The organism is Halodesulfurarchaeum formicicum, from assembly GCF_001886955.1.
Classification (GTDB): Archaea; Halobacteriota; Halobacteria; order Halobacteriales; family Halobacteriaceae; genus Halodesulfurarchaeum; species Halodesulfurarchaeum formicicum.
In genome coordinates, this window is the sequence record NZ_CP016804.1 from 251,481 (window position 1) to 269,568 (window position 18,088).

Consider the following 18,088-nt stretch of genomic DNA (forward strand, 5'->3'; position numbering starts at 1 on the left):
CAGAATCACAGAAGTGCCGCCTCCCGGATTTGAACCGGGGACAGCTCGATCTTCAGTCGAGTGCTCTCCCAGTCTGAGCTAAGGCGGCGCAACTGGAACCTGGCCGACCAGCGCAAAAAGGATTTCGAATCGATGGACCGGCCGACTCAAGCCCCTCGGGGTCAAACCCCGGGGCATGCAACCGGGGAAGGTCGACCGGGACTTCTTCAGCGAGTACATCGCGGGCCGTCTGGGGGCCGATCGCCCGGACGTCGAACTCGGCCCGGCCTTCGGGGCGGACTTCGGGCTCCTCTCGATCGGCGACCGCGCGCTCGCACTCGCGACCGACCCCGTCTTCGTCCTCCGGGATCTGGGCCTGGAACGCGCCGCCTGGTTCGCGGTCCACGTCCTGCTGAGCGACGTCGCTCTCTCCGGGCTCGAACCATCACACCTGGCCGTCGACCTCTCATTTCCGCCCGGGACCGACCCCGAGACTTTCGAGACCATCTGGACGGTCTTCGACGCGGAGGCCCGCGAACTGGGTGTGAGCATCGTCACGGGCCACACTGGTGCCTACGCGGGGGCTGCCTTCCCGACCATCGGGGCCGGGACTGCACTGGCCGTCGGCGACCCCGAGTCGGTGGTCCGGCCCACGGGCGCAACCCCGGGTGACCGCCTGCTGGTCACCAAGGGACCGGCGATCGAGACGACCGGCATTCTGGGATCCGTCTTCGGCGAACCAGCGGGACTCGATGGAGAGACGGTCGCGGCAGCCCGGGACCGGTTTTTCGAGGCGAGTCCCGTGGAGGATGCCGCCATCGCCGCCCGAGCAGGCTCCGTGACCGCGATGCACGACGCGACCGAGGGTGGGCTGGCGAACGCCCTCCACGAACTGGCCCACGCGAGTGGCGTCGGCCTGCGCGTCGAGTCCGGACAAGTCCCCATGGGGCCGGGGGTCGCGACAGTGTGCTCGACCTTCGACATCGACCCGTGGGTGGCCTCCAGTTCCGGGACCGTGCTGCTCACGGTCGAGCCAGGGAGTGTCGAGTCGGTCCGCTCGGCACTCGATGCGGCGGGCATTCGGGTGGGAGTGATCGGCACCGTCGAATCCGGGGGTGGGGTTCGGGTGGACGGCGACCCCCTTCCGGAGCCCGAAACGGACCCTTTCTGGCCGGCCTACGAGCGGGCGCGGGAACGGTACGGACCGCCGGAGCAGAGGGATTAAACACGCCCGTTCCCTGCCCTGGAATATGCGATTGCGATCCCGAACACGGTGGATGGACTCATGAGCGGGATCGTCGACGAGTACCTGGAACTGGCCGCAGAGACCGACGCGGACCTGGTCGCGATGCAGGTCGGGGACTTCTACGAGTTCTTCGCCGAGAACGCCGAAACGGTCGCCCAGGAACTGGACCTCACCGTCTCCCAGAAGTCCAGTCACGGCTCGAACTACCCCATGGCCGGCGTGCCAGTCTCGGAGCTCACGCCATACGTGAAGACCCTCGTCGAGCGGGGCTACCGGGTTGCCGTGGCCGACCAGCACGAGACCGAGTCCGGGCACGCGCGATCGATCACCCGGGTGGTCACGCCGGGAACGCTTCTGGACACTGTCGACGCGGCGGCCCAGTACCTCGCGACGGTCGTCGAGGGGGCGGACGCCTTTGGTCTGGCCTTCGTGGACGTGACGACCGGCCGGTTCCACGTCACGCAGGTCGAGGACCTGGAAGACGCCCTGACGGAGGTCTATCGCTTCGACCCGGAGGAACTCTTGCCGGGGCCGGAGTTGCGTGCGGAGCGGTTTCAGCCCTTCCGCGACCGGACTGACGCAACCGTGACCGAGCACGACCCCGACGCCTTTGCCCCAGGCCGGGCGACCCACCGGCTCCGAGAGCAGTTCGGCGAAGGGGCGCTCCGGAGCCTGGGCATCGAACCCGAGAGCCCGGCTGTGCAGGCAGCGGGGGCGGCCCTGGATTACGTGGACGCGACCGGGCTGGGTGTGGCCCGCTCGTTCACGCGGCTCCAGCCCTACCGGGCCGACGATCACGTCGAACTCGACGCGACGACCCAGCGCAACCTCGAACTGACCGAGACGATGCAGGGGGACACGGCGGGTTCGCTCTTCGAGACGATCGATCACACGGTGACGGCCGGCGGCGGTCGGCTGCTCCGGGAGTGGCTCCAGCGACCGCGCCAGGATCGGACGGAACTCGACCGGCGCCAGGCAGCGGTCGAGGCGTTCACCGAGCGGGCACTCGCTCGCGACTCGATCCAGGCGACCCTCGATGGCGCCCTCGATCTGGAGCGACTGGCGGGCCGGATCGCCCACGGCACGGCTGATGCACGCGATCTCAGGGCTGTCGGGGAGACCCTCTCGGTCCACCCGGCCGTCGTCGAGACGGTGGCTGGCGATCCCGTCCTCGCCGAGTCGCCAGTCAGGGCGGCACTCGCCGAACCGGACGAGCAGGCAGTAATGGACCTCATCGAGACACTTGCGGAGGCCATCGTCGACGATCCGCCGAAGACAGTCCGTGAGGGCGGCATCTTCAGACGGGGGTATGACCCGGAGCTCGACGAGATTTTGACCGAGTACGAACGGGCAGTCGAGTGGATCGACTCGCTCGCCGACCGGGAGAAGTCCCGGTTGGGGATCACCCACCTCCAGACCGGTCGGAACCAGACCGACGGGTACTACATTCAGGTCGGGCGCTCGGAGACGGATGCGGTGCCCGAGGAGTACCGGGAGATCAAGGCCCTGAAAAACTCGAAGCGATACACGACCGACGCCCTTGAGGAACACGAACGGACCGCCCTGCGACTCGAAGAGCGCCGGGCGGACCTGGAGTACGAGCTGTTCCAGGACCTCCGCGAGCAGGTGGCCGAGCGGGCTGACCTGTTGCGGTCGGTCGGCACGGCGCTGGCCAGGGTCGACGCGTTCGCGAGTCTGGCCACCCACGCAGTCAGAAACGACTGGGTCCGGCCCGACCTCGTCGAGTCGGGGATCGAGATCCGGGCCGGTCGCCATCCCGTCGTGGAGCAGACGACGGAGTTCGTCCCCAACGACGCTTCCCTCGACGGCGACCGCCGCCTTCAGCTCGTGACGGGCCCGAACATGTCCGGGAAGTCGACGTATCTCCGCCAGACGGCGCTGATCGTCCTGCTCGCTCAGATCGGGAGCTTCGTGCCGGCCACGGAGGCTCGGATCGGGCTGGTCGATGGCATCTACACCCGGGTTGGCGCGCTGGACGAACTCGCCCAGGGGCGCTCGACGTTCATGGTCGAGATGCAGGAACTCTCGAACATCCTGCACTCGGCGACGGCGGATTCACTCGTGATCCTCGACGAAGTGGGCCGTGGTACGGCAACCTACGACGGCATCTCGATCGCCTGGGCCGCGACGGAGTATCTCCACAACGAGGTGCGAGCGAAGACCCTCTTTGCGACTCACTACCACGAACTGACCGCGCTCGCGGATCACCTCGACAGTGTCATCAACGTCCACGTCGCGGCGGAGGAACAGGACGGCACGGTGACCTTCCTCCGGACCGTCCGCTCGGGGGCGGCGGATCGAAGCTACGGGATCCACGTCGCGGACCTGGCGGGGGTTCCGGAGCCAGTGGTGGGTCGGGCCGAGACGATCCTGGAGAAACTCCGGGCCGAGAAGGCGATCGAGGCCCGAGGTGGCGGGGGCGAACCGGTCCAGACCGTCTTCGACGTGGGGCAGGGGGAGTTCGTTGCCGAGGAGGAGACTGACTCGACGGACAGCGGCCCAGACCCGGAGACGGCGGCTGTAATCGAGGAAGTGTCCGACCTTTCGCTGGCCGAGATGACGCCCGTCGAGGTGCTCTCACGGGTCGAATCCTGGCAGGAGCGCCTGGGTGAGAACGAATGACGGAGATCACCAGCCTGGACGACTCGACGATCGCAAAGATCGCCGCCGGCGAGGTCATCGAGCGACCCGCCTCCGTGGTGAAAGAACTCGTCGAGAACAGCCTCGATGCGGGCGCGAATCGGATCGACGTCACCGTCAGCGCCGGTGGCACCGACCTGATTCGCGTGGCCGACGACGGCGTCGGGATGGACGAGGCGAACGCGGTCCGGGCCGTCGAGCAACACACCACCAGCAAGATCTCCTCGATCGACGACCTCGAAGCGGGGGTCGGAACGCTCGGCTTCCGTGGGGAAGCCCTGCATACCATCGGCGCTGTCTCCCGAATGACCATCGAAACCCGCCCACAGTCGGGAGCCGACGTGGGGACCGAGGTGCGGGTCGAAGGCGGGGACGTGACAGATGTCGCGCCGGTCGGTCGCGCGCCCGGGACGACAGTCACGGTGACCGACCTCTTTTTCAACACGCCGGCCCGCCGCAAGTACCTCAAACGCGACGCGACCGAGTTCGCCCACGTCAACCGGATCGTCTCCCGGTACGCGCTGGCGAACCCCGACGTGGCGATCTCCCTGACCCACGACGACAACGAGGTGTTTGCCACGGCCGGTACCGGCGACCGCAAGGGCGCGGTGCTCTCGGTCTACGGTCGCGACGTGGCGACGAGCATGATCGACGTCGAAGCCGAGCCGGATGGCCCGATCACCGCGATCAGGGGGCTCGTGAGCGACCCGGAGACGACCCGGAGCGGGACCGAGTACGTCTCGACCTACGTCAACGGCCGATACGTGCGGGCCGGGGAACTGCGGGACGCGATCGTCTCGGCCTACGGCAAACAGCTCGCGGCCGACCGCTATCCCTTCGCGGTGCTCTTCCTCTCGGTGCCGCCGGATACTGTCGACGTGAACGTGCACCCGCGAAAGATGGCCGTTCGCTTCGACGAGGAGTCGGCGGTCACCGACGCAGTCGAGGCGGCGGTCCGTGAGGCACTGCTCGATCACGGGTTGCTCAGGTCGAGTGCCCCGCGGGGTCGCTCCGCCCCGGACGAGACGGCCGTGCAGCCCCAGACAGACCATTCGACGCCACCCGGATCGGAATCGACTGACGAGGGGGGTGGCGAGTCGGTTCCTTCTGGTTCCGATCACGCGAGGACCGACACAGCGGCCCCATCCCGAGAATCCAGGGAGGAGCCGGCAGGCGAGTCACTGACGGGTGGGCCGGAACTGGATGATCCGGAGTCGTCCACTGTGGAGGCTCCGGAACCGGCTGGCGGTTCGGAGGCCGTCGAGAGCGGAGAATCCGACTCCGGGCCGGTCGATTCGACCGGCGAGCGTGACACTGACTCGTCCATCGAGGTGGACCCGTTACAGACCGCGCTGGTTCCCGAAGTCGATCAGTCCGAAACGGCCGAATTCGACCCGGAAACGTTGCCTCCCTTGCGGATTCTCGGCCAGATCCAGGACACCTACGTCGTGGCCGAGTCCCCGGACGGCCTGGTGCTAATCGATCAGCACGCCGCCGACGAGCGAGTCAATTACGAGCGGCTCCAGGCGGCCCTTGGCTCACAGCCGACGACCCAGCGACTCGTCGAGCCGGTCGAGCTGTCCGTCACCCCACAGGAAGCCAGCCAGTTCGAGGCGATGGCCGAGACGCTGTCGACCTGGGGATTCCTGGCCCGCCTCGACGGGGAGCGCCTGGTCGTCGAGGGAGTGCCATCGGTCTTCGATGATACCCTCAACCCGGAACTATTGCGAGATGTTCTCTCTTCGGCCCTCGACGGCGAACCAGGGGGCCAGATCACCGCCGCGGCCGACGAACTGCTCGCGGACATGGCCTGCTATCCCTCGATCACGGGGAACACCTCGCTCAGGGACGGGGCCGTGCTCGAACTGCTCCGGGCGCTGGATGCCTGTGAGAACCCCTATGCCTGTCCGCACGGTCGGCCCACGATCATCGAACTCTCGACAGACGAACTCGAGGATCGGTTCGAGCGGGACTATCCCGGGCACGACCAGCGGCGATCCTGACACCCTGGCCGAGCAGTTAGCTCCGCCAGGTCGTGGCGTGTCTTGTAGCAACAACTTTTGGACTGGCCGGCGTTGGGGACACAATGGCGAGTACTGATGGGCCGGCGAATGAATCGACTCCTGCTGGTCCGACGTTGTACCTCGATCAGAACGCCACCAGCGGTCACTTCTGCCCCTTCGTCTTCGACGAGGCGGATGGGACCGACTACCGCGTCGTCCAACTGACGGCCGGCCAGTCGTTCACGACGCTGCAGCAGGCGCTGGACACCCAACTACGCGACCTGCAGGACCCCACGGAAGCGGCGGCTGTCGTGTTGAGTCCACAGGCGACCGAATCGGCGGTCCTCACCGCCGAAGTCGGTGACGGAACGACCCTGCACGGGTTTCGGGTCAATCCGGAGGATCTGACGGGTGTTTCGATCGCCTTTTCCAAGCTCCTGCGCCGGTGGGAGCAACAGACTGGCTCGACGGAGGTCTGTCTCCGCGGGGTCGAATCGCTGTTTCCCTATCACGACACCGACCTCCTCTATCGGTTTTTGAATACGATTTTGGCCACGCTCATGGGGGCGGATGCGGACGTTCATATGCATCTGAATCCGGCGGCGACGGATGCCCGTGCACAGAACCTGTTCCAGTCGCTTTTCACCCGGGTCGAACGGGTGGACTCATCAACCGAGGCGAGGGAGACAGCCGAATCGGCAGAATCCGGGGACCGAGACCCCGATTCCGGCGCGAAAGCGGCGGATCCGTCACTGGCGGCGGATCTGTCCGCGGAGCCGGTGACGATGTCGGACGCCGAGATCGACGCGGTACTCGACAATTCGAGTCTGGGGATCCTGGCGTTTGACGGTGAGTCCCCGTACGCGATCCCGATGTCGTTCGGCTACGATACCGATCGTCGGGACTGTTACCTGCAACTCGGAGTGTTCGAGGGAAGTGAAAAGCTCGAACGACTCCAGGAATCCCCGACAGTTTCACTCGTCGTCATGCAGTACGAGCGCCCGGATCGCTGGCGAAGTGTGATCCTCACCGGCGAACTCTCGAAACTCTCGGCGGCTGAAGTCGACTCTCGGGATGTCATTTCAGTCTTTGCGAACGCCAAGCTCGCGTCCGTCGACGTGTTCAGTATGGATCCTGCGGACGTCGAATTTGCCTGGTACCGACTCGATCCATCGACTATGAGCGGACGGAAAAGCAACGACTCGTTCTGAATCACTCGATCGAGAAGGGGTGGGAATACTCGATCTCGGTGAGCGAGTCGATTTCGGCGTGCTCGCCACAGACCGGGCAGTCGGGGTTTTGTCGCATCGGGAGTGTCTCGGTGGTCATGTCCTCGCCGTCATAGACCAGTAGTCGCCCGTCGAGTTGCTCGCCGAAGTTGGCGACGGTCTTGAGCACCTCCGTTGCCTCCATGGTGCCGATCGTGCCCGGGAGCGGGCTCAAAACGCCGTCGACCGCACAGTCAGGGGTTGCCTCTTCGGGTGGGGCCTCGGGGAACAGGCAGCGATAACAGGGCCCATCATCGCTGGTTCCGAAGGTGCCGAGCTGGCCTTCGAGTCGGTAGACCGCCCCGTGGACGAACGGGACGTCGGCGAGCGTACAGGCGTCGTTGATGACATAGCGAGCCCGGAAGTTGTCCGTGCAGTCGACGACCACGTCGCGGTCAGCGACGAGCGATTCGGCGTTCTCGGGCCCGAACTCCGTTTCGTGGGTGTGGACCTCGACCTCGCTGTTGAGCGACTCCACGAACGCCTTTGCACTGTCCACTTTCGGCCGGCCGACGTCTGCCTCGGTGTGGATGACCTGGCGCTGGAGGTTCGAGGTCTCGACGATATCCGGATCCACGATGTGCAGCGTGCCGACACCTGCAGCCGCGAGATAGGCGATGACGGGTGACCCCAGTCCGCCCGCGCCGACGACCAGGACGTCTGCCTGCTGGATGCGTTCCTGGCCGGCGCCGCCGACGACGTCGATCGAGAGGTGGCGAGCGTAGCGATACTCCGCGCCTGGGCCGGGGTCGTCACTCATCGACTTGCATTCGAGTGCCTGCCTGAAAACGAATTCGCCCAGCCGCTGCTGGCTGACGAATGCCCGAAAAATCGGGTAGTCCCGAACCGATACCTGAGAACGTGGTGAAACTCGATCGATTAGACTCGCTCGAGGTTGACCGCACGCGGACCCTTGGGGGCCTGATCGATGTCGAACTCGACATCCTGGCCCTCTTCGAGGTCCTCACCGCCGACATCTTCCATGTGGAAGAAAACGTCTTCGTCCGCGTCGTCGCTCTCGATGAAACCGTAACCCTTCCGCGTATGGAAGAAGTCGACCGTACCTGTTGCCATTGCAATTAAGGTACAATGGAGGGACAGGGATAAGGCTTCCCCGATAGCGCCTCCCACGGGTCGAGGGCACACGTCACTCTACGAGTGAATCGGCCAGCAACTCGATGGGGTGGGGTGGCTGTCCCTCGGCGACGGGGCTATCCTCGAACTGTGTCCGGCAGGAGCCACCGGGCGCCACGAGCACGTCGCCGTCACGCTCCTGGATCAGTTCGAAGACGTCCTGCCCGATGGCCCTGCTCATCGAGTAGTGCTCGGCCTCGTAGCCGAAGGTCCCGGCCATGCCACAGCATCCCGAGTCGAGTTCCTCGACGTCGAAGCCGGCCCGGTCGAGCGCCCGCGCGGCGTGGTGGGCTGTTCCTTCCGCCTTCTGGTGGCAGTGGCCGTGGTAGGTCACGGTCTCGCCGTCCGCTCGCACGGAAAGTGACTCGACCAGGTCGAAGCGATCGAGGAATTCCATGACGCCGTAGGTGTGCTCGGCGAGCCGGGAGACCGCCGGACCATCGAGGAGGTCCAGGTAATCGTGCTGGAACATGACCGCATCCGAGGGTTCGGTGGTGAGGACGGTCCAGCCCTCTCGCACTCGTGGCTCCAGGGCTGCGACGTTTTGTTCGGCCGCCTGCCGGGCCAGATCGATGAAGGATTTCGAGTAGGCCGGCCGTCCGCTGTCGGAGCGCTCGGCCATCCTGACGTGGACGCCCGCGGCCTCCAGCACCCTCACAGCGGCCTTGCCCACGTGCTGGCGGCTGTAGTTGGTGTACGTGTCCGGGAAGAGGATCACTCGATGCTCGGCCTCGGATGCTGGAACTCGACAGCCGCCGCGGGCCGCGAACCAGTCCTGGAGCGGCGGCCCCTCGAACGTCGGGAGGGTTCGCTCGCTCGCGATGCCGAGGGTGCGTTCGAGCAGCCAGTCAGCGCCGGGCAGGCTCGCGAGTGTCTTCGAAATCGGTGACACTGTCGAGGCCAGGCCCGCTAGCCGGTCCACGTTGGCAAAGAGCTTCGAGCGCAGGCTTGCGCCCTCGCGCTGGTGGTAGGCGTGGGTCAGTTCGGCCTTGAGTTTGGCCATGTCCACGCCGGAGGGGCAGTCCCGACGACAGCCCTGACAGGAGACACAGAGTGAGAGGACCTCCTCGATGAATTCCTCGTCGAGCGGGTCGGCCGGGAGCGTGCCGTCCATCGCGGTCCGGAGCAGGTTCGCCCGTGCGCGCGTGCTCTGAATCTCCTCGCCGGTCGCCCTGAAGGTCGGACACATCACCCCGCCGGTCGTCTCCGTGAACCCGGTACAGCCGCCACAGCCGTGACACAACTCGACCATCCCGCGCATGCCGTTCTCGTTGTCCCAGTTCAGTTCGGGGTCGACGGGGAGGTCGAGTTCGTACCCGGGCCCGAAGCGTAGCGACTCGGTCATGTCCGGCGGGCCGTCTTCGGCTCCGCCCACGGGCCCTGGGTTCAGGATCCAGTCGGGATCGACCCGCCGCTTGAGCGAGCGGAACAGTTCCCACACGTCCTCGCCGTACCGCTTGCGATTCCACTGGGTGCGGGCCCGCCCGTCGCCGTGTTCACCGGAGACGGCTCCATCATAGGTCACGACCAGGTCGGTGATCGCGTCGGCGATGTCGGCCATCGCATCGACCCCCGACTGGGTTTGCAGATCGAGGAACGGCCGGATGTGGAGCACACCCGGGCCGGCATGGGCATAGAAGGTCGCCGACGTGTCGTGGCTGTCGAGGATCACCTGCACGTCCGCGACGAAGGCCCCCAGATTGGAGACCGGAATCGCCGTGTCCTCGATGAACGGCCAGGGCCTGACCGTTCCGGTCTCGGAGAGCAAGATCGGCAGCCCGGCTTTCCGGAGGTCCCAGAAGGCCGCCTGTCGTTCCGAAGTATGCGCTTCGAGCGCGCCGTTGGCTCGTCCCGTCGTGTCCACCGCGACCCGATCCGCGATCAACTCTTCGACGGACTCGCTGACCCCAGCCTCCGAATCCGCGTCGAACTCCACGAGCAGGGTCGCACCAGTCCCATCCGGAAACTCCGCGATCAGGTCCTCGAAGCGATCGACAGTCCCTGCCAGATCGAGAAACTGCTCGTCCATCACTTCCAGGGCCGCCGGGTCGTGGGCGAGGACGGCTTCCAGATCGCCCAGTGCAGCCCCGAGATCGTCGTAGGTCAGGAGTGCGACGGCCGTCGCCTCGGGAACCGGTTCGAGGGCGACTGTCGCCTCGGTGATGATGCCTAGGGTCCCCTCGCTCCCGGCGAAGATCCGGGCGACGTTGACCCGATTATACGTTTCGGCTTCTTCGATCAGGAGGTCGAGGTTGTACCCCGAGACGTTCCGGTGGAGGTCCGGGTACACCTCCGTGATCGTGTCGCCGTGCTCGTCGATAATGCGGACGAGTTCGGCGTAGAGCCGGGCTTCGAGGTCTCCCTCGGGGTCTGCCGCAGCCCGAAGGTCGGTGAGATCCATCCAGCCAACGTCGACGACTGCCCCGGAGGCCAGGACGACCTCGGCGGATTCGAGGTACGCGTCGGCCTTCTCGTATCGCAGGGAGTGGGCGCCGGTCGAGTTGTTCCCGATGGCACCGCCCAGGACGCTCTTGTCGCCCCAGGCCGGGTCGGGGGCGTACTGCAGGTCGTGTGAAGCGACAGCGTCGTCGAGTGCCGCGAGCGTAATTCCAGGCTGGGCCCTGACGGTGCTCGACTCGGGATCGACCGACTGGATGCCATCCATGTGGGCCTTGAAATCGAGCACGACGGCCTCGTTCGTCGTCTGGCCGGCGAGGCTGGTGCCGGCCCCACGGGGGAGGACCGCAATTCCACGATCGCGGCAGACCGAGACGACGGTCGCCACGTCTTCGGTGTGTTTCGGCCTGACGACGCCGACCGGCTCGATCTGGTAGAGACTCGCGTCGGTCGCGTAGGCCTGTCTGGTGTACTGGTCGAACCGAACCTCGCCGTCGACCCGTGTGTCGAGGGTCTCGGCCAGGTCTGGGTGGGATCGTGGCCCGCCCTGGTAGTCAAAATCCGCTCGTGGGTCCAGTGCGGGGTCGGGGGCCCCGGACCGTGAAGTCATGACTGGCGGTTTCACGCCCGCGGCCGTAAAACCCGCAGTCTAGAGCGGTTTGTCGCCCAGGTCATCCACCGGCACGACGGAGTGATCGAGGAGCAGGGTGTCCTTGGTGGCCCGGAGCCGACCCACGAACTCGGAGATTTCGTCCAGGTCCCCCTCCAGAACGAACAGTTCCATGCAGTTGTTCTCCCCGACGTGACTGTGGAGGTTCGAGGCGACCAGGTCCTCGTACTCGTGTCGCAGGTCGATCAGGGCCTCCTCGACGTCCGTCGTCTGGTAGTCGAAAAGAACCGTGACGATCGCCATGAGGTCCCGGTCCTCCAGACGCTTCTCGTCGAACTCCTCCATCAACGTGCGACCCGCCTCCCGGAGGACCTCGCTGCGGCCCGTGAACCCGTGCTCCTCGGCGAACGCGTCGAGGCGTTCGAGGAGTGAGTCGGGCATGGAGATGCTGACGACGGCCATATAATAACTCTGGGGCGGAATCTTAATAACCTTGCACATCTGCCCCCGATCGTCGCCGGGGCCCGATGGTTTAATTGGATGGCCTGCGATCTATCGCGTAATGACAGCCTCCGTCACCGAGAACCCGACGATTTCGGGGTCCAGTCTACTGACGATCGGCGGGCTCCTCCTCGTGCTCACACTCGCCATCTCCGCCTGGGCCTTTCTGAGCGGGGACTGGGTCGCTGGTATCGCCCTCACGCTGTACTTGCCCGTGGCCGGCCTGCTCGTGATGATCGGTCGGAAGGGCGATCGAGTGTAAAGAGTCCCGCGCTTGGTGACGGTTTTAAGGTGGTTGCCCCGATACCGGTTGGTATGCCTGGATTCGACGAGATGGACGTCGAGACGATCTGGATGGACGGGGAGTACGTCGACTGGGAGGACGCCACCGTCCACGTGCTCACTCACGCCCTGCACTACGGGACCGGGATCTTCGAGGGCGCACGAGCCTACGACACCGAACAGGGCACCGCGATCTTCCGCTGGGATGCCCACCTCGATCGGCTCTACGATTCGGCCAAACCCTACGAACTGGACATCCCGTTCTCCCGGGCGGAACTCACCGAGGCCACGCTGGAACTCCTCCGGCGGAACGAGCTGGACTCCGCGTACATCCGGCCGCTTGTCTACTACGGCTATCACAGCCTGGGCGTGAGCCCCGCCGAGTGTCCCACCGAGACGATGATCGCCACCTGGCCCTGGGGGACCTACCTGGGCGAGGAGGCCCTCCAGGAGGGCGTCGAAGTCACCGTCTCCTCCTGGCGCAAGCACGCCTCCAGTCAGGTCCCGACCAACGTCAAGACCACCGGGCTCTACGTCAACAGCATGCTCGCCGGCGAGGAGGCCCGCAAGCAGGGCGCGACCGAGGCCATCCTCCTGAACAAGGAGGGTGACGTGGCCGAGGGACCGGGCGAGAACATCTTCCTCGTCCGGGACGGCGAGATCTTTACCCCTGGGCTCGCCGAGAGCATCCTCGAAGGGATCACCCGGGATACGGTCATCACGCTGGCCGAGGAGCGTGGCTATACGGTCCACGACGAGGCCTCGATCAGCCGTGGCGAACTGTATACGGCCGACGAACTGTTCTTCACCGGCTCGGCGGCTGAGGTCACCCCCATCCGCAAGGTGGACAACGTCGAGATCGGTTCGGGTTCGCGGGGACCGATCACCGAGGAACTTCAGCAGGCCTACTTCGATCTGACCGAGCAGGCGGCCGACCACGAAGAGTGGTTCACGTTCGTCGACTAGGCTTCTTCGTCTTTGTCGTCCCCGGCGTCCAACAGTGACGCCGCGAGATCGCCCGACTCGTTCTCACCGAAACCAGCAGAGAGCACGCGGGTCAACGCTTCTTCGACGCTCTCGTCGACCGCCTCGTAGCGCTCGGGCTCGACTTCGATCACGTAGCCGGTGGTGATGTTCGGAGCGGTCGGGAGAAAGAGGATGTCACGGCCGTCCTGGGTGTGTTTGCCCGTCTTGAACGCGGTCATCCGCATGCCCTCCCAGACTTCGAGTCGGACTGGGGCCTGGAGGTCCTCGGTCCCCGTAAGCGCCGTCTCGACGGCCATCTTCGAGGCGTTGTAGACCACCCGCAGGCCCGGGAGCCGGTTGAACACCTGGTCGATGTACTGTTCGAGGATCGAGCCCAGCGCGGTGCGCATCAGATAGCCGACCGCGAAGACAAAAAGGACGAAGACCACGAGGGTAAGCAGCGCGCTCGCGAAGGGATTGCCCAGGACGTCGGAGAGCACGGCCACCCGCCCCAGCTGGGAGAGCACCCAGTAAACCACGTACAGCGTGACGAGAATCGGCAAGAGGACCACGAGGCCGCTCGCAAAGTCCCGTTTCCAGGTCGCCATACCTCCCTGGAGGGGCGGCGACCCTATCAGGACTGGGGTTTGCTGCCTATCGGGCGGGTTTTTATTCACGCCGCGCCCAGGCTCTCCCATGGATCTGGTCGCGGTCGTCGCGACGGCGGTCTGGGCGATGTTGCCCGCCTACGTGCCGAACAACGCAGCGGTCCTGGGCGGTGGGGGCCCGCCGATCGACGGCGGCCGTCTGTGGCGCGGGGATCGATTGCTCGGTGACGGCAAGACCTGGCGCGGGACGGTCGTCGGGATCGGGGCCGGGGTCGCCGTTGGCCTCATCCTGGGACTGCTCCGGGCTCCGGCAAGTGCCCTGCTTGGAATCTCGCTCCCGGCGTTTTCGGTGGGCGCGCTGTTCGCGCTGCCGACCGGAGCGATGCTGGGTGACATCGCCGCCTCGTTTCTGAAACGACGGACCGGGCGCAAACGAGGGCGACCGTTTCCGGGCCTGGATCAGCTAGACTTCGTGCTCGGCGCACTCCTCCTGGCTGGGCTTGCCGACCCGGCCTGGTTCGGGGCCGTCTTCACGCTCCCGGTGCTGGTCACCGTGCTCGTGCTCACGCCGGCCCTGCACGTCTCGACGAACGCGATCGCCTACTGGCTCGGGCTCAAAGACGAACCCTGGTAACCCAGGATAGGGACCCTTTTTTCCACCCCCCACCCAGTCCCGGGTATGAAAGCGGAGATCGTAGCGGCACTGAAGGCGGCCGAGGCGGTTCGATACGGCGAATTCGAGCTCTCACACGGCGGGACGAGCGAGTACTACGTCGACAAGTATCGCTTCGAGACCGACCCACAGGCCCTGGAGACCGTCGCGGCGGCCTTCGCCGAGCGCGTTGGCGATTTCACGCTGGCCGGCGTGGCCCTGGGTGCAGTCCCGCTGGTGACTGCGACCGGCATCGAGACCGGCAATCCATACGTGATCGTGCGCAAACAGACAAAGGAGTATGGCACCGGCAACCGGATCGAGGGCACGCTGCCCGAGGGCGAACCCGTCGTGGTTCTGGAGGACGTCGCGACCACCGGCAAGAGCGCCCTGTCCGCCGTCGAGGCCCTTCGCGAGGCCGGGGCGACGGTCGATCGTGTGCTCGTGGTCGTCGACCGCGAGGAGGGTGCGGCCGAACTGCTCGCCGAGCACGACGTGACCCTCGAATCGCTCGTCACGGCGAGTGACCTCCTGGCCGATCGGGACTGACCACGGACCCGAGATGTTCATACTTGTGGAACCGTGAATAACTGAGCATGAACCGAGCCGAGAAGGCCACACTCCAGCTCCGGGCCCTGGACGTGCTGCGCTCGCTCAAGGAGACCCGGACCTACGACGAACTCGCCGCGGAGACCGGGCTCCCGGCGGGTGATCTCAATCGCTATGTCAACGGGCACGTCCTCCCGGGGGCCTCGCGGGCCCGGCAGATCGTCGCCGAGTTCGGTCGGGACGCGATCGAGGCCGAGATCGCCGACCGGGTCGAACGCGACGCCGACGGCTATGTCGACAATTCCGGGATCGTCTTCGACCAGCCACTCCTGGATCTCGTGGGCCCGGTGGCCGCCGAAGCCTTCGACTTCGAGACCCCCGATGTGGCCCTTACCGCGGCCACCGACGGGATCACCCTCGCGGCCTCGCTGGCGAGCCACTACGGGGCCCGCTGTGCGTACGCCAAGAAATCCAAGGAGACCGCCGTCGAGGAGTTCATCGAGGCCCGCAAACGCCTGGAGTCGGGGATCGAGATCGCCTACTATCTGCCAGCATCGGCCATCTCACCGGGTGATGCGGTGCTGGTCGTCGACGACCTCATCCGGTCGGGCGAGACCCAGGAGCTATTGCTCGAAGTCGTCGAAACTGCCGGGGCCCACGTCGCGGGGGTCTTCACGCTCATCGCGGTCGGCGAGGACGGCATCGACCGCGCTCGTGGGCATACGGACGCGCCGGTCGGGACCCTCGTCGAACTCTCCTGAGTTTCGGGCTCCCGGCGAGTTCGACGTTCGTGCATAACAATCGTTAAGTGAGGCCAAAATTCATGCTCGAACGTGGATATGGGCCTCACAGATACCGTGTCCCGATACTTCGATCTCGACGGGCGGGGGTCGGACCTCCGTACCGAGTCGATCGCCGGGCTGACCACGTTCCTGACGATGAGTTACATCATCGTCGTCAACCCGGCGCTTCTGAGCATCGTCATCTCCCCCGAGGGTGTCTCGGACGTACGGGTGTTCCAGATGCTGGCGGTCGTCACCATCCTGGCTTCGGTGGCCGGGATGCTCGTGATGGCCTTCTACGCTGACCTCCCGTTCGGTCTGGCCCCGGGCATGGGATTGAACGCCTTCTTCGTCACGGTGGTCCTCTCCCCGACGCTGAATATCACCTGGCAGACCGCCCTCGCGGCGGTGTTCGTGGAGGGGATCGTCTTCGTGGCGCTCACGCTCGTGGGCGCTCGCGAGTACGTGATCAACCTCTTCCCGGAACCGGTCAAGCTGGGGGTCGGGGCCGGGATCGGGCTGTTCCTGGCGTCGATCGGACTCCAGTTCATGCGGATCACCGCGGTCGACCCCGATGACATGATGACCCTGAGCCCCGTGCTGGCACAGGACCCGGTCGCGATCATCGCCGTCATCGGTATCCTGCTTACTTTCTTCCTCTATGTCAAGGGCATTCGGGGCGCGATCGTTCTGGGCATCCTGTCGACGGCGGTCATGGGCTATGTCGCCGGCGCGCTCGGGTTCGAACCCTTCTCTGGCACGTTGCCGAAGGAAGGCCAGATCCTGGCCCCGAACGTGACACTCGCCCCCGGAATCGACCAGATCACCTACGGCGCGTCGGCCTACGACATCACGCCGCTCGTGGGCGCGTTCATCGACGGGATCCAGGGCGTTGAGGCCGTGACCTTCGCGTTCGTCGTGTTCACGTTCTTCTTCGTGGACTTCTTCGACACCGCGGGGACGCTGACCGGACTCGGTCAGGAGGCCGGCTACCTCGACGAGGACGGTGACTTCCCCGAGATGAACAAGCCGCTGATGGCCGACGCCGTCGGGACGACTATCGGTTCGATTCTGGGGACCTCGACGGTCACGACCTTCGTCGAGTCCTCGACCGGGATCGAGGAGGGTGGTCGAACCGGGCTCACCGCGCTGGTGATCGCGGCACTCTTCCTCCTCGCTCTCGTCTTCGTGCCCCTCGTGGGTGCGATCCCTTCCTTTGCGCCCTACGTCGCGCTGGTCATCGTCGCGGTCTTCATGGTCCGGAACGTCACCGAAATCAAGTGGGAGGATCCGGCCCACGCTATTCCTGCCACGCTCACCATCGCGCTGATGCCCCTGACGAGTTCGATCGCGACGGGTATCGCTGCCGGACTCGTGTCCTACCCGATCGTCAAGGGCGCACAGGGCGAAGTGAGTGACGTGCGACTGGGCCAGTGGGCGCTGGCCGCGCTGGTGCTCCTTTACTACTTCGTGCGCACGAACGCCCTGGTCTAACCTCGGGGGTTTTACATCGCCGCAGGGCCGTCCTTTTGCCATGCTCGACCGGCTACTGGGACGTGCGGCGCTCAAAGAGCGCATCGAGACCCTGGCGGAAGAGCGGTCCTCGCTCGAAGCGCAACTCGAATCCGCCGACGAGAACCGGCGAGCGGCCGAACGGGCCCGTCAGGAGGCCGAAGCGCGGGTAAACCGCCTGGAAGACCGCATCACCGAACTCGAAGACCGCGTCAAACGGGCGGAGGGTGGGGAGCGAACCGTCCAGTTCCGGGGCGAGTTGGCTCTCCGTGGCGACCGGCTGGAGACAGTCCTGTCCCGGCTCGAATCGTTCCGTGCCGGCCCGGACGGGGCCATGACCGCGATGGTCGAGGGGTCCCCACCGGAACCCGTTCGGGACGTGCTCGGGGATCGAACCCCGCTCGTGGGTCGGGCCGCGCCCGCTCTCGTGTTCGCCGACGACGAAACCCTGCTGAGCGTCGCGCTTCGGCCACCCGTTCCGCCGGCCCACTTCGTCGAGTTCGACACCTCCTTCCACGTCGATCGGGACTGGTTCCAGCCCCGTGGCCGGTACACCCTCGCCCTCGTGCGCGCGGACCTCTTCGCGATGGGCACCTACGAGGACCGCGAGCAGGTCGCGTACGAGGGCTTTCGAAGCGACGTCAAGGGCGACCACTCGAAGGGCGGGTTCTCCCAGGCGCGTTTCGAGCGCCGGCGCGACCAGCAGATCGAATCCCACCTCGAGAAAGCCCACGAGGCACTCTCCGCGGCCACAGAACCGCTTTACGTCGTCGGGGAGTCCACCCTGCTGTCCGAGTTCGAGTCCGAAGCGACGGTGACGCGGCCCGTCGACGCCACGGGTGCCCCCCGCGAGGCCCTCGCGGACGCCGTCGATCGGTTCTGGCGGACGAAATTGTATCTGCTGTAAGCAGGGTCTCAATACACTTATGGGGGCCACA

General features: G+C 65.8%; 16 protein-coding genes and 1 tRNA gene. 11 read left to right on the top strand and 6 right to left on the bottom strand.

Annotation, left to right across the window (positions count from 1 at the left end; translation table 11 throughout):
• Nucleotides 1-14 precede the first annotated feature (14 nt).
• Nucleotides 15-88, bottom strand: a tRNA-Phe gene (locus HSR6_RS01240).
• 87 nt (nt 89-175) lie between these two features.
• Here HSR6_RS01240 and HSR6_RS01245 point away from each other — a divergent pair.
• From HSR6_RS01245 to HSR6_RS01260, 4 genes are all read left to right on the top strand, one after another.
• Nucleotides 176-1,204 (top strand): AIR synthase family protein, encoded by a 1,029-nt coding sequence (locus tag HSR6_RS01245; protein ID WP_070364235.1) that lies wholly within the window; start codon nt 176-178, stop codon nt 1,202-1,204.
• A gap of 60 nt (nt 1,205-1,264) precedes the next feature.
• On the top strand, nt 1,265-3,868 hold the full coding sequence (gene mutS, locus HSR6_RS01250) for a DNA mismatch repair protein MutS (RefSeq protein WP_071932587.1): 2,604 nt from the start codon (nt 1,265-1,267) through the stop codon (nt 3,866-3,868).
• On the top strand, nt 3,865-5,889 hold the full coding sequence (mutL, locus tag HSR6_RS01255) for a DNA mismatch repair endonuclease MutL (protein WP_071932588.1): 2,025 nt from the start codon (nt 3,865-3,867) through the stop codon (nt 5,887-5,889). Before mutS ends, mutL begins: the two co-directional genes overlap by 4 nt.
• 83 nt (nt 5,890-5,972) lie before the next feature.
• The gene (locus tag HSR6_RS01260) at nt 5,973-7,100 is read left to right on the top strand and encodes a pyridoxamine 5'-phosphate oxidase family protein (protein ID WP_070364238.1); all 1,128 of its coding nucleotides are present in this window, start codon (nt 5,973-5,975) and stop codon (nt 7,098-7,100) included.
• A gap of 1 nt (nt 7,101) precedes the next feature.
• On the opposite strand, the gene HSR6_RS01265 is transcribed toward HSR6_RS01260, so the two are convergent.
• The 4 genes from HSR6_RS01265 to HSR6_RS01280 form a co-directional block, all read right to left on the bottom strand.
• A complete protein-coding gene (locus tag HSR6_RS01265) occupies nt 7,102-7,917 on the bottom strand; it encodes a HesA/MoeB/ThiF family protein (protein ID WP_071932589.1) in 816 nt (271 codons plus the stop codon).
• A 119-nt stretch (nt 7,918-8,036) separates the two neighbouring features.
• Nucleotides 8,037-8,231, bottom strand: a complete 195-nt coding sequence (locus tag HSR6_RS01270; RefSeq protein WP_070364240.1) for a cold-shock protein — start codon at nt 8,229-8,231, stop codon at nt 8,037-8,039.
• A gap of 73 nt (nt 8,232-8,304) precedes the next feature.
• On the bottom strand, nt 8,305-11,298 hold the full coding sequence (locus HSR6_RS01275) for an FAD-binding and (Fe-S)-binding domain-containing protein (RefSeq protein WP_071932590.1): 2,994 nt from the start codon (nt 11,296-11,298) through the stop codon (nt 8,305-8,307).
• 39 nt (nt 11,299-11,337) lie between these two features.
• A complete protein-coding gene (locus tag HSR6_RS01280; RefSeq protein ID WP_070364242.1) occupies nt 11,338-11,760 on the bottom strand; it encodes a CopG family ribbon-helix-helix protein in 423 nt (140 codons plus the stop codon).
• Nucleotides 11,761-11,860: 100 nt separating this feature from the next.
• Here HSR6_RS01280 and HSR6_RS01285 point away from each other — a divergent pair, with 100 nt between their 5' ends.
• The gene (locus HSR6_RS01285; protein WP_071932591.1) at nt 11,861-12,061 is read left to right on the top strand and encodes a hypothetical protein; all 201 of its coding nucleotides are present in this window, start codon (nt 11,861-11,863) and stop codon (nt 12,059-12,061) included.
• A gap of 53 nt (nt 12,062-12,114) precedes the next feature.
• A complete protein-coding gene (locus HSR6_RS01290) occupies nt 12,115-13,047 on the top strand; it encodes a branched-chain amino acid transaminase (protein WP_070364244.1) in 933 nt (310 codons plus the stop codon).
• Here HSR6_RS01290 and HSR6_RS01295 read toward each other — a convergent pair.
• Complete coding sequence (locus HSR6_RS01295; RefSeq protein ID WP_070364245.1) at nt 13,044-13,655, bottom strand: DUF502 domain-containing protein; 612 nt, start codon at nt 13,653-13,655, stop codon at nt 13,044-13,046. The two genes, HSR6_RS01290 and HSR6_RS01295, sit on opposite strands and share 4 nt — an antisense overlap.
• An 88-nt stretch (nt 13,656-13,743) precedes the next feature.
• On the opposite strand from HSR6_RS01295, the gene HSR6_RS01300 reads away from it, so the two are divergent.
• From HSR6_RS01300 to HSR6_RS01320, 5 genes are all read left to right on the top strand, one after another.
• The gene (locus tag HSR6_RS01300; RefSeq protein WP_070364246.1) at nt 13,744-14,289 is read left to right on the top strand and encodes a CDP-2,3-bis-(O-geranylgeranyl)-sn-glycerol synthase; all 546 of its coding nucleotides are present in this window, start codon (nt 13,744-13,746) and stop codon (nt 14,287-14,289) included.
• A gap of 45 nt (nt 14,290-14,334) precedes the next feature.
• Nucleotides 14,335-14,856, top strand: coding sequence for an orotate phosphoribosyltransferase (pyrE, locus tag HSR6_RS01305; RefSeq protein WP_070364247.1), 522 nt, complete (start codon nt 14,335-14,337; stop codon nt 14,854-14,856).
• Nucleotides 14,857-14,903: 47 nt separating this feature from the next.
• Entirely contained in the window at nt 14,904-15,617 is a 714-nt protein-coding gene (locus HSR6_RS01310; RefSeq protein ID WP_070364248.1) for a phosphoribosyltransferase family protein, read from the top strand.
• 78 nt (nt 15,618-15,695) lie between these two features.
• Nucleotides 15,696-17,132, top strand: coding sequence for an NCS2 family permease (locus HSR6_RS01315; protein ID WP_071932592.1), 1,437 nt, complete (start codon nt 15,696-15,698; stop codon nt 17,130-17,132).
• Nucleotides 17,133-17,172: 40 nt separating this feature from the next.
• Nucleotides 17,173-18,057: a Vms1/Ankzf1 family peptidyl-tRNA hydrolase gene (locus tag HSR6_RS01320; protein WP_070364250.1), complete on the top strand. Its 885-nt coding sequence runs from the start codon at nt 17,173-17,175 to the stop codon at nt 18,055-18,057.
• Nucleotides 18,058-18,088: the final 31 nt, after the last annotated feature.

Coding starts and splice junctions, on each gene's coding strand:
- HSR6_RS01310 (WP_070364248.1), top strand. CDS start 14,904: ATGAACCGAGCCGAGAAGGCCACACTCCAGCTCCGGGCCCTGGACGTG.
- HSR6_RS01270 (WP_070364240.1), bottom strand. CDS start 8,231: ATGGCAACAGGTACGGTCGACTTCTTCCATACGCGGAAGGGTTACGGT.
- HSR6_RS01285 (WP_071932591.1), top strand. CDS start 11,861: ATGACAGCCTCCGTCACCGAGAACCCGACGATTTCGGGGTCCAGTCTA.
- HSR6_RS01290 (WP_070364244.1), top strand. CDS start 12,115: ATGCCTGGATTCGACGAGATGGACGTCGAGACGATCTGGATGGACGGG.
- HSR6_RS01300 (WP_070364246.1), top strand. CDS start 13,744: ATGGATCTGGTCGCGGTCGTCGCGACGGCGGTCTGGGCGATGTTGCCC.
- HSR6_RS01245 (WP_070364235.1), top strand. CDS start 176: ATGCAACCGGGGAAGGTCGACCGGGACTTCTTCAGCGAGTACATCGCG.
- HSR6_RS01320 (WP_070364250.1), top strand. CDS start 17,173: ATGCTCGACCGGCTACTGGGACGTGCGGCGCTCAAAGAGCGCATCGAG.
- HSR6_RS01265 (WP_071932589.1), bottom strand. CDS start 7,917: ATGAGTGACGACCCCGGCCCAGGCGCGGAGTATCGCTACGCTCGCCAC.
- HSR6_RS01275 (WP_071932590.1), bottom strand. CDS start 11,298: ATGACTTCACGGTCCGGGGCCCCCGACCCCGCACTGGACCCACGAGCG.
- mutL (WP_071932588.1), top strand. CDS start 3,865: ATGACGGAGATCACCAGCCTGGACGACTCGACGATCGCAAAGATCGCC.
- mutS (WP_071932587.1), top strand. CDS start 1,265: ATGAGCGGGATCGTCGACGAGTACCTGGAACTGGCCGCAGAGACCGAC.
- pyrE (WP_070364247.1), top strand. CDS start 14,335: ATGAAAGCGGAGATCGTAGCGGCACTGAAGGCGGCCGAGGCGGTTCGA.
- HSR6_RS01280 (WP_070364242.1), bottom strand. CDS start 11,760: ATGGCCGTCGTCAGCATCTCCATGCCCGACTCACTCCTCGAACGCCTC.
- HSR6_RS01295 (WP_070364245.1), bottom strand. CDS start 13,655: ATGGCGACCTGGAAACGGGACTTTGCGAGCGGCCTCGTGGTCCTCTTG.
- HSR6_RS01260 (WP_070364238.1), top strand. CDS start 5,973: ATGGCGAGTACTGATGGGCCGGCGAATGAATCGACTCCTGCTGGTCCG.
- HSR6_RS01315 (WP_071932592.1), top strand. CDS start 15,696: ATGGGCCTCACAGATACCGTGTCCCGATACTTCGATCTCGACGGGCGG.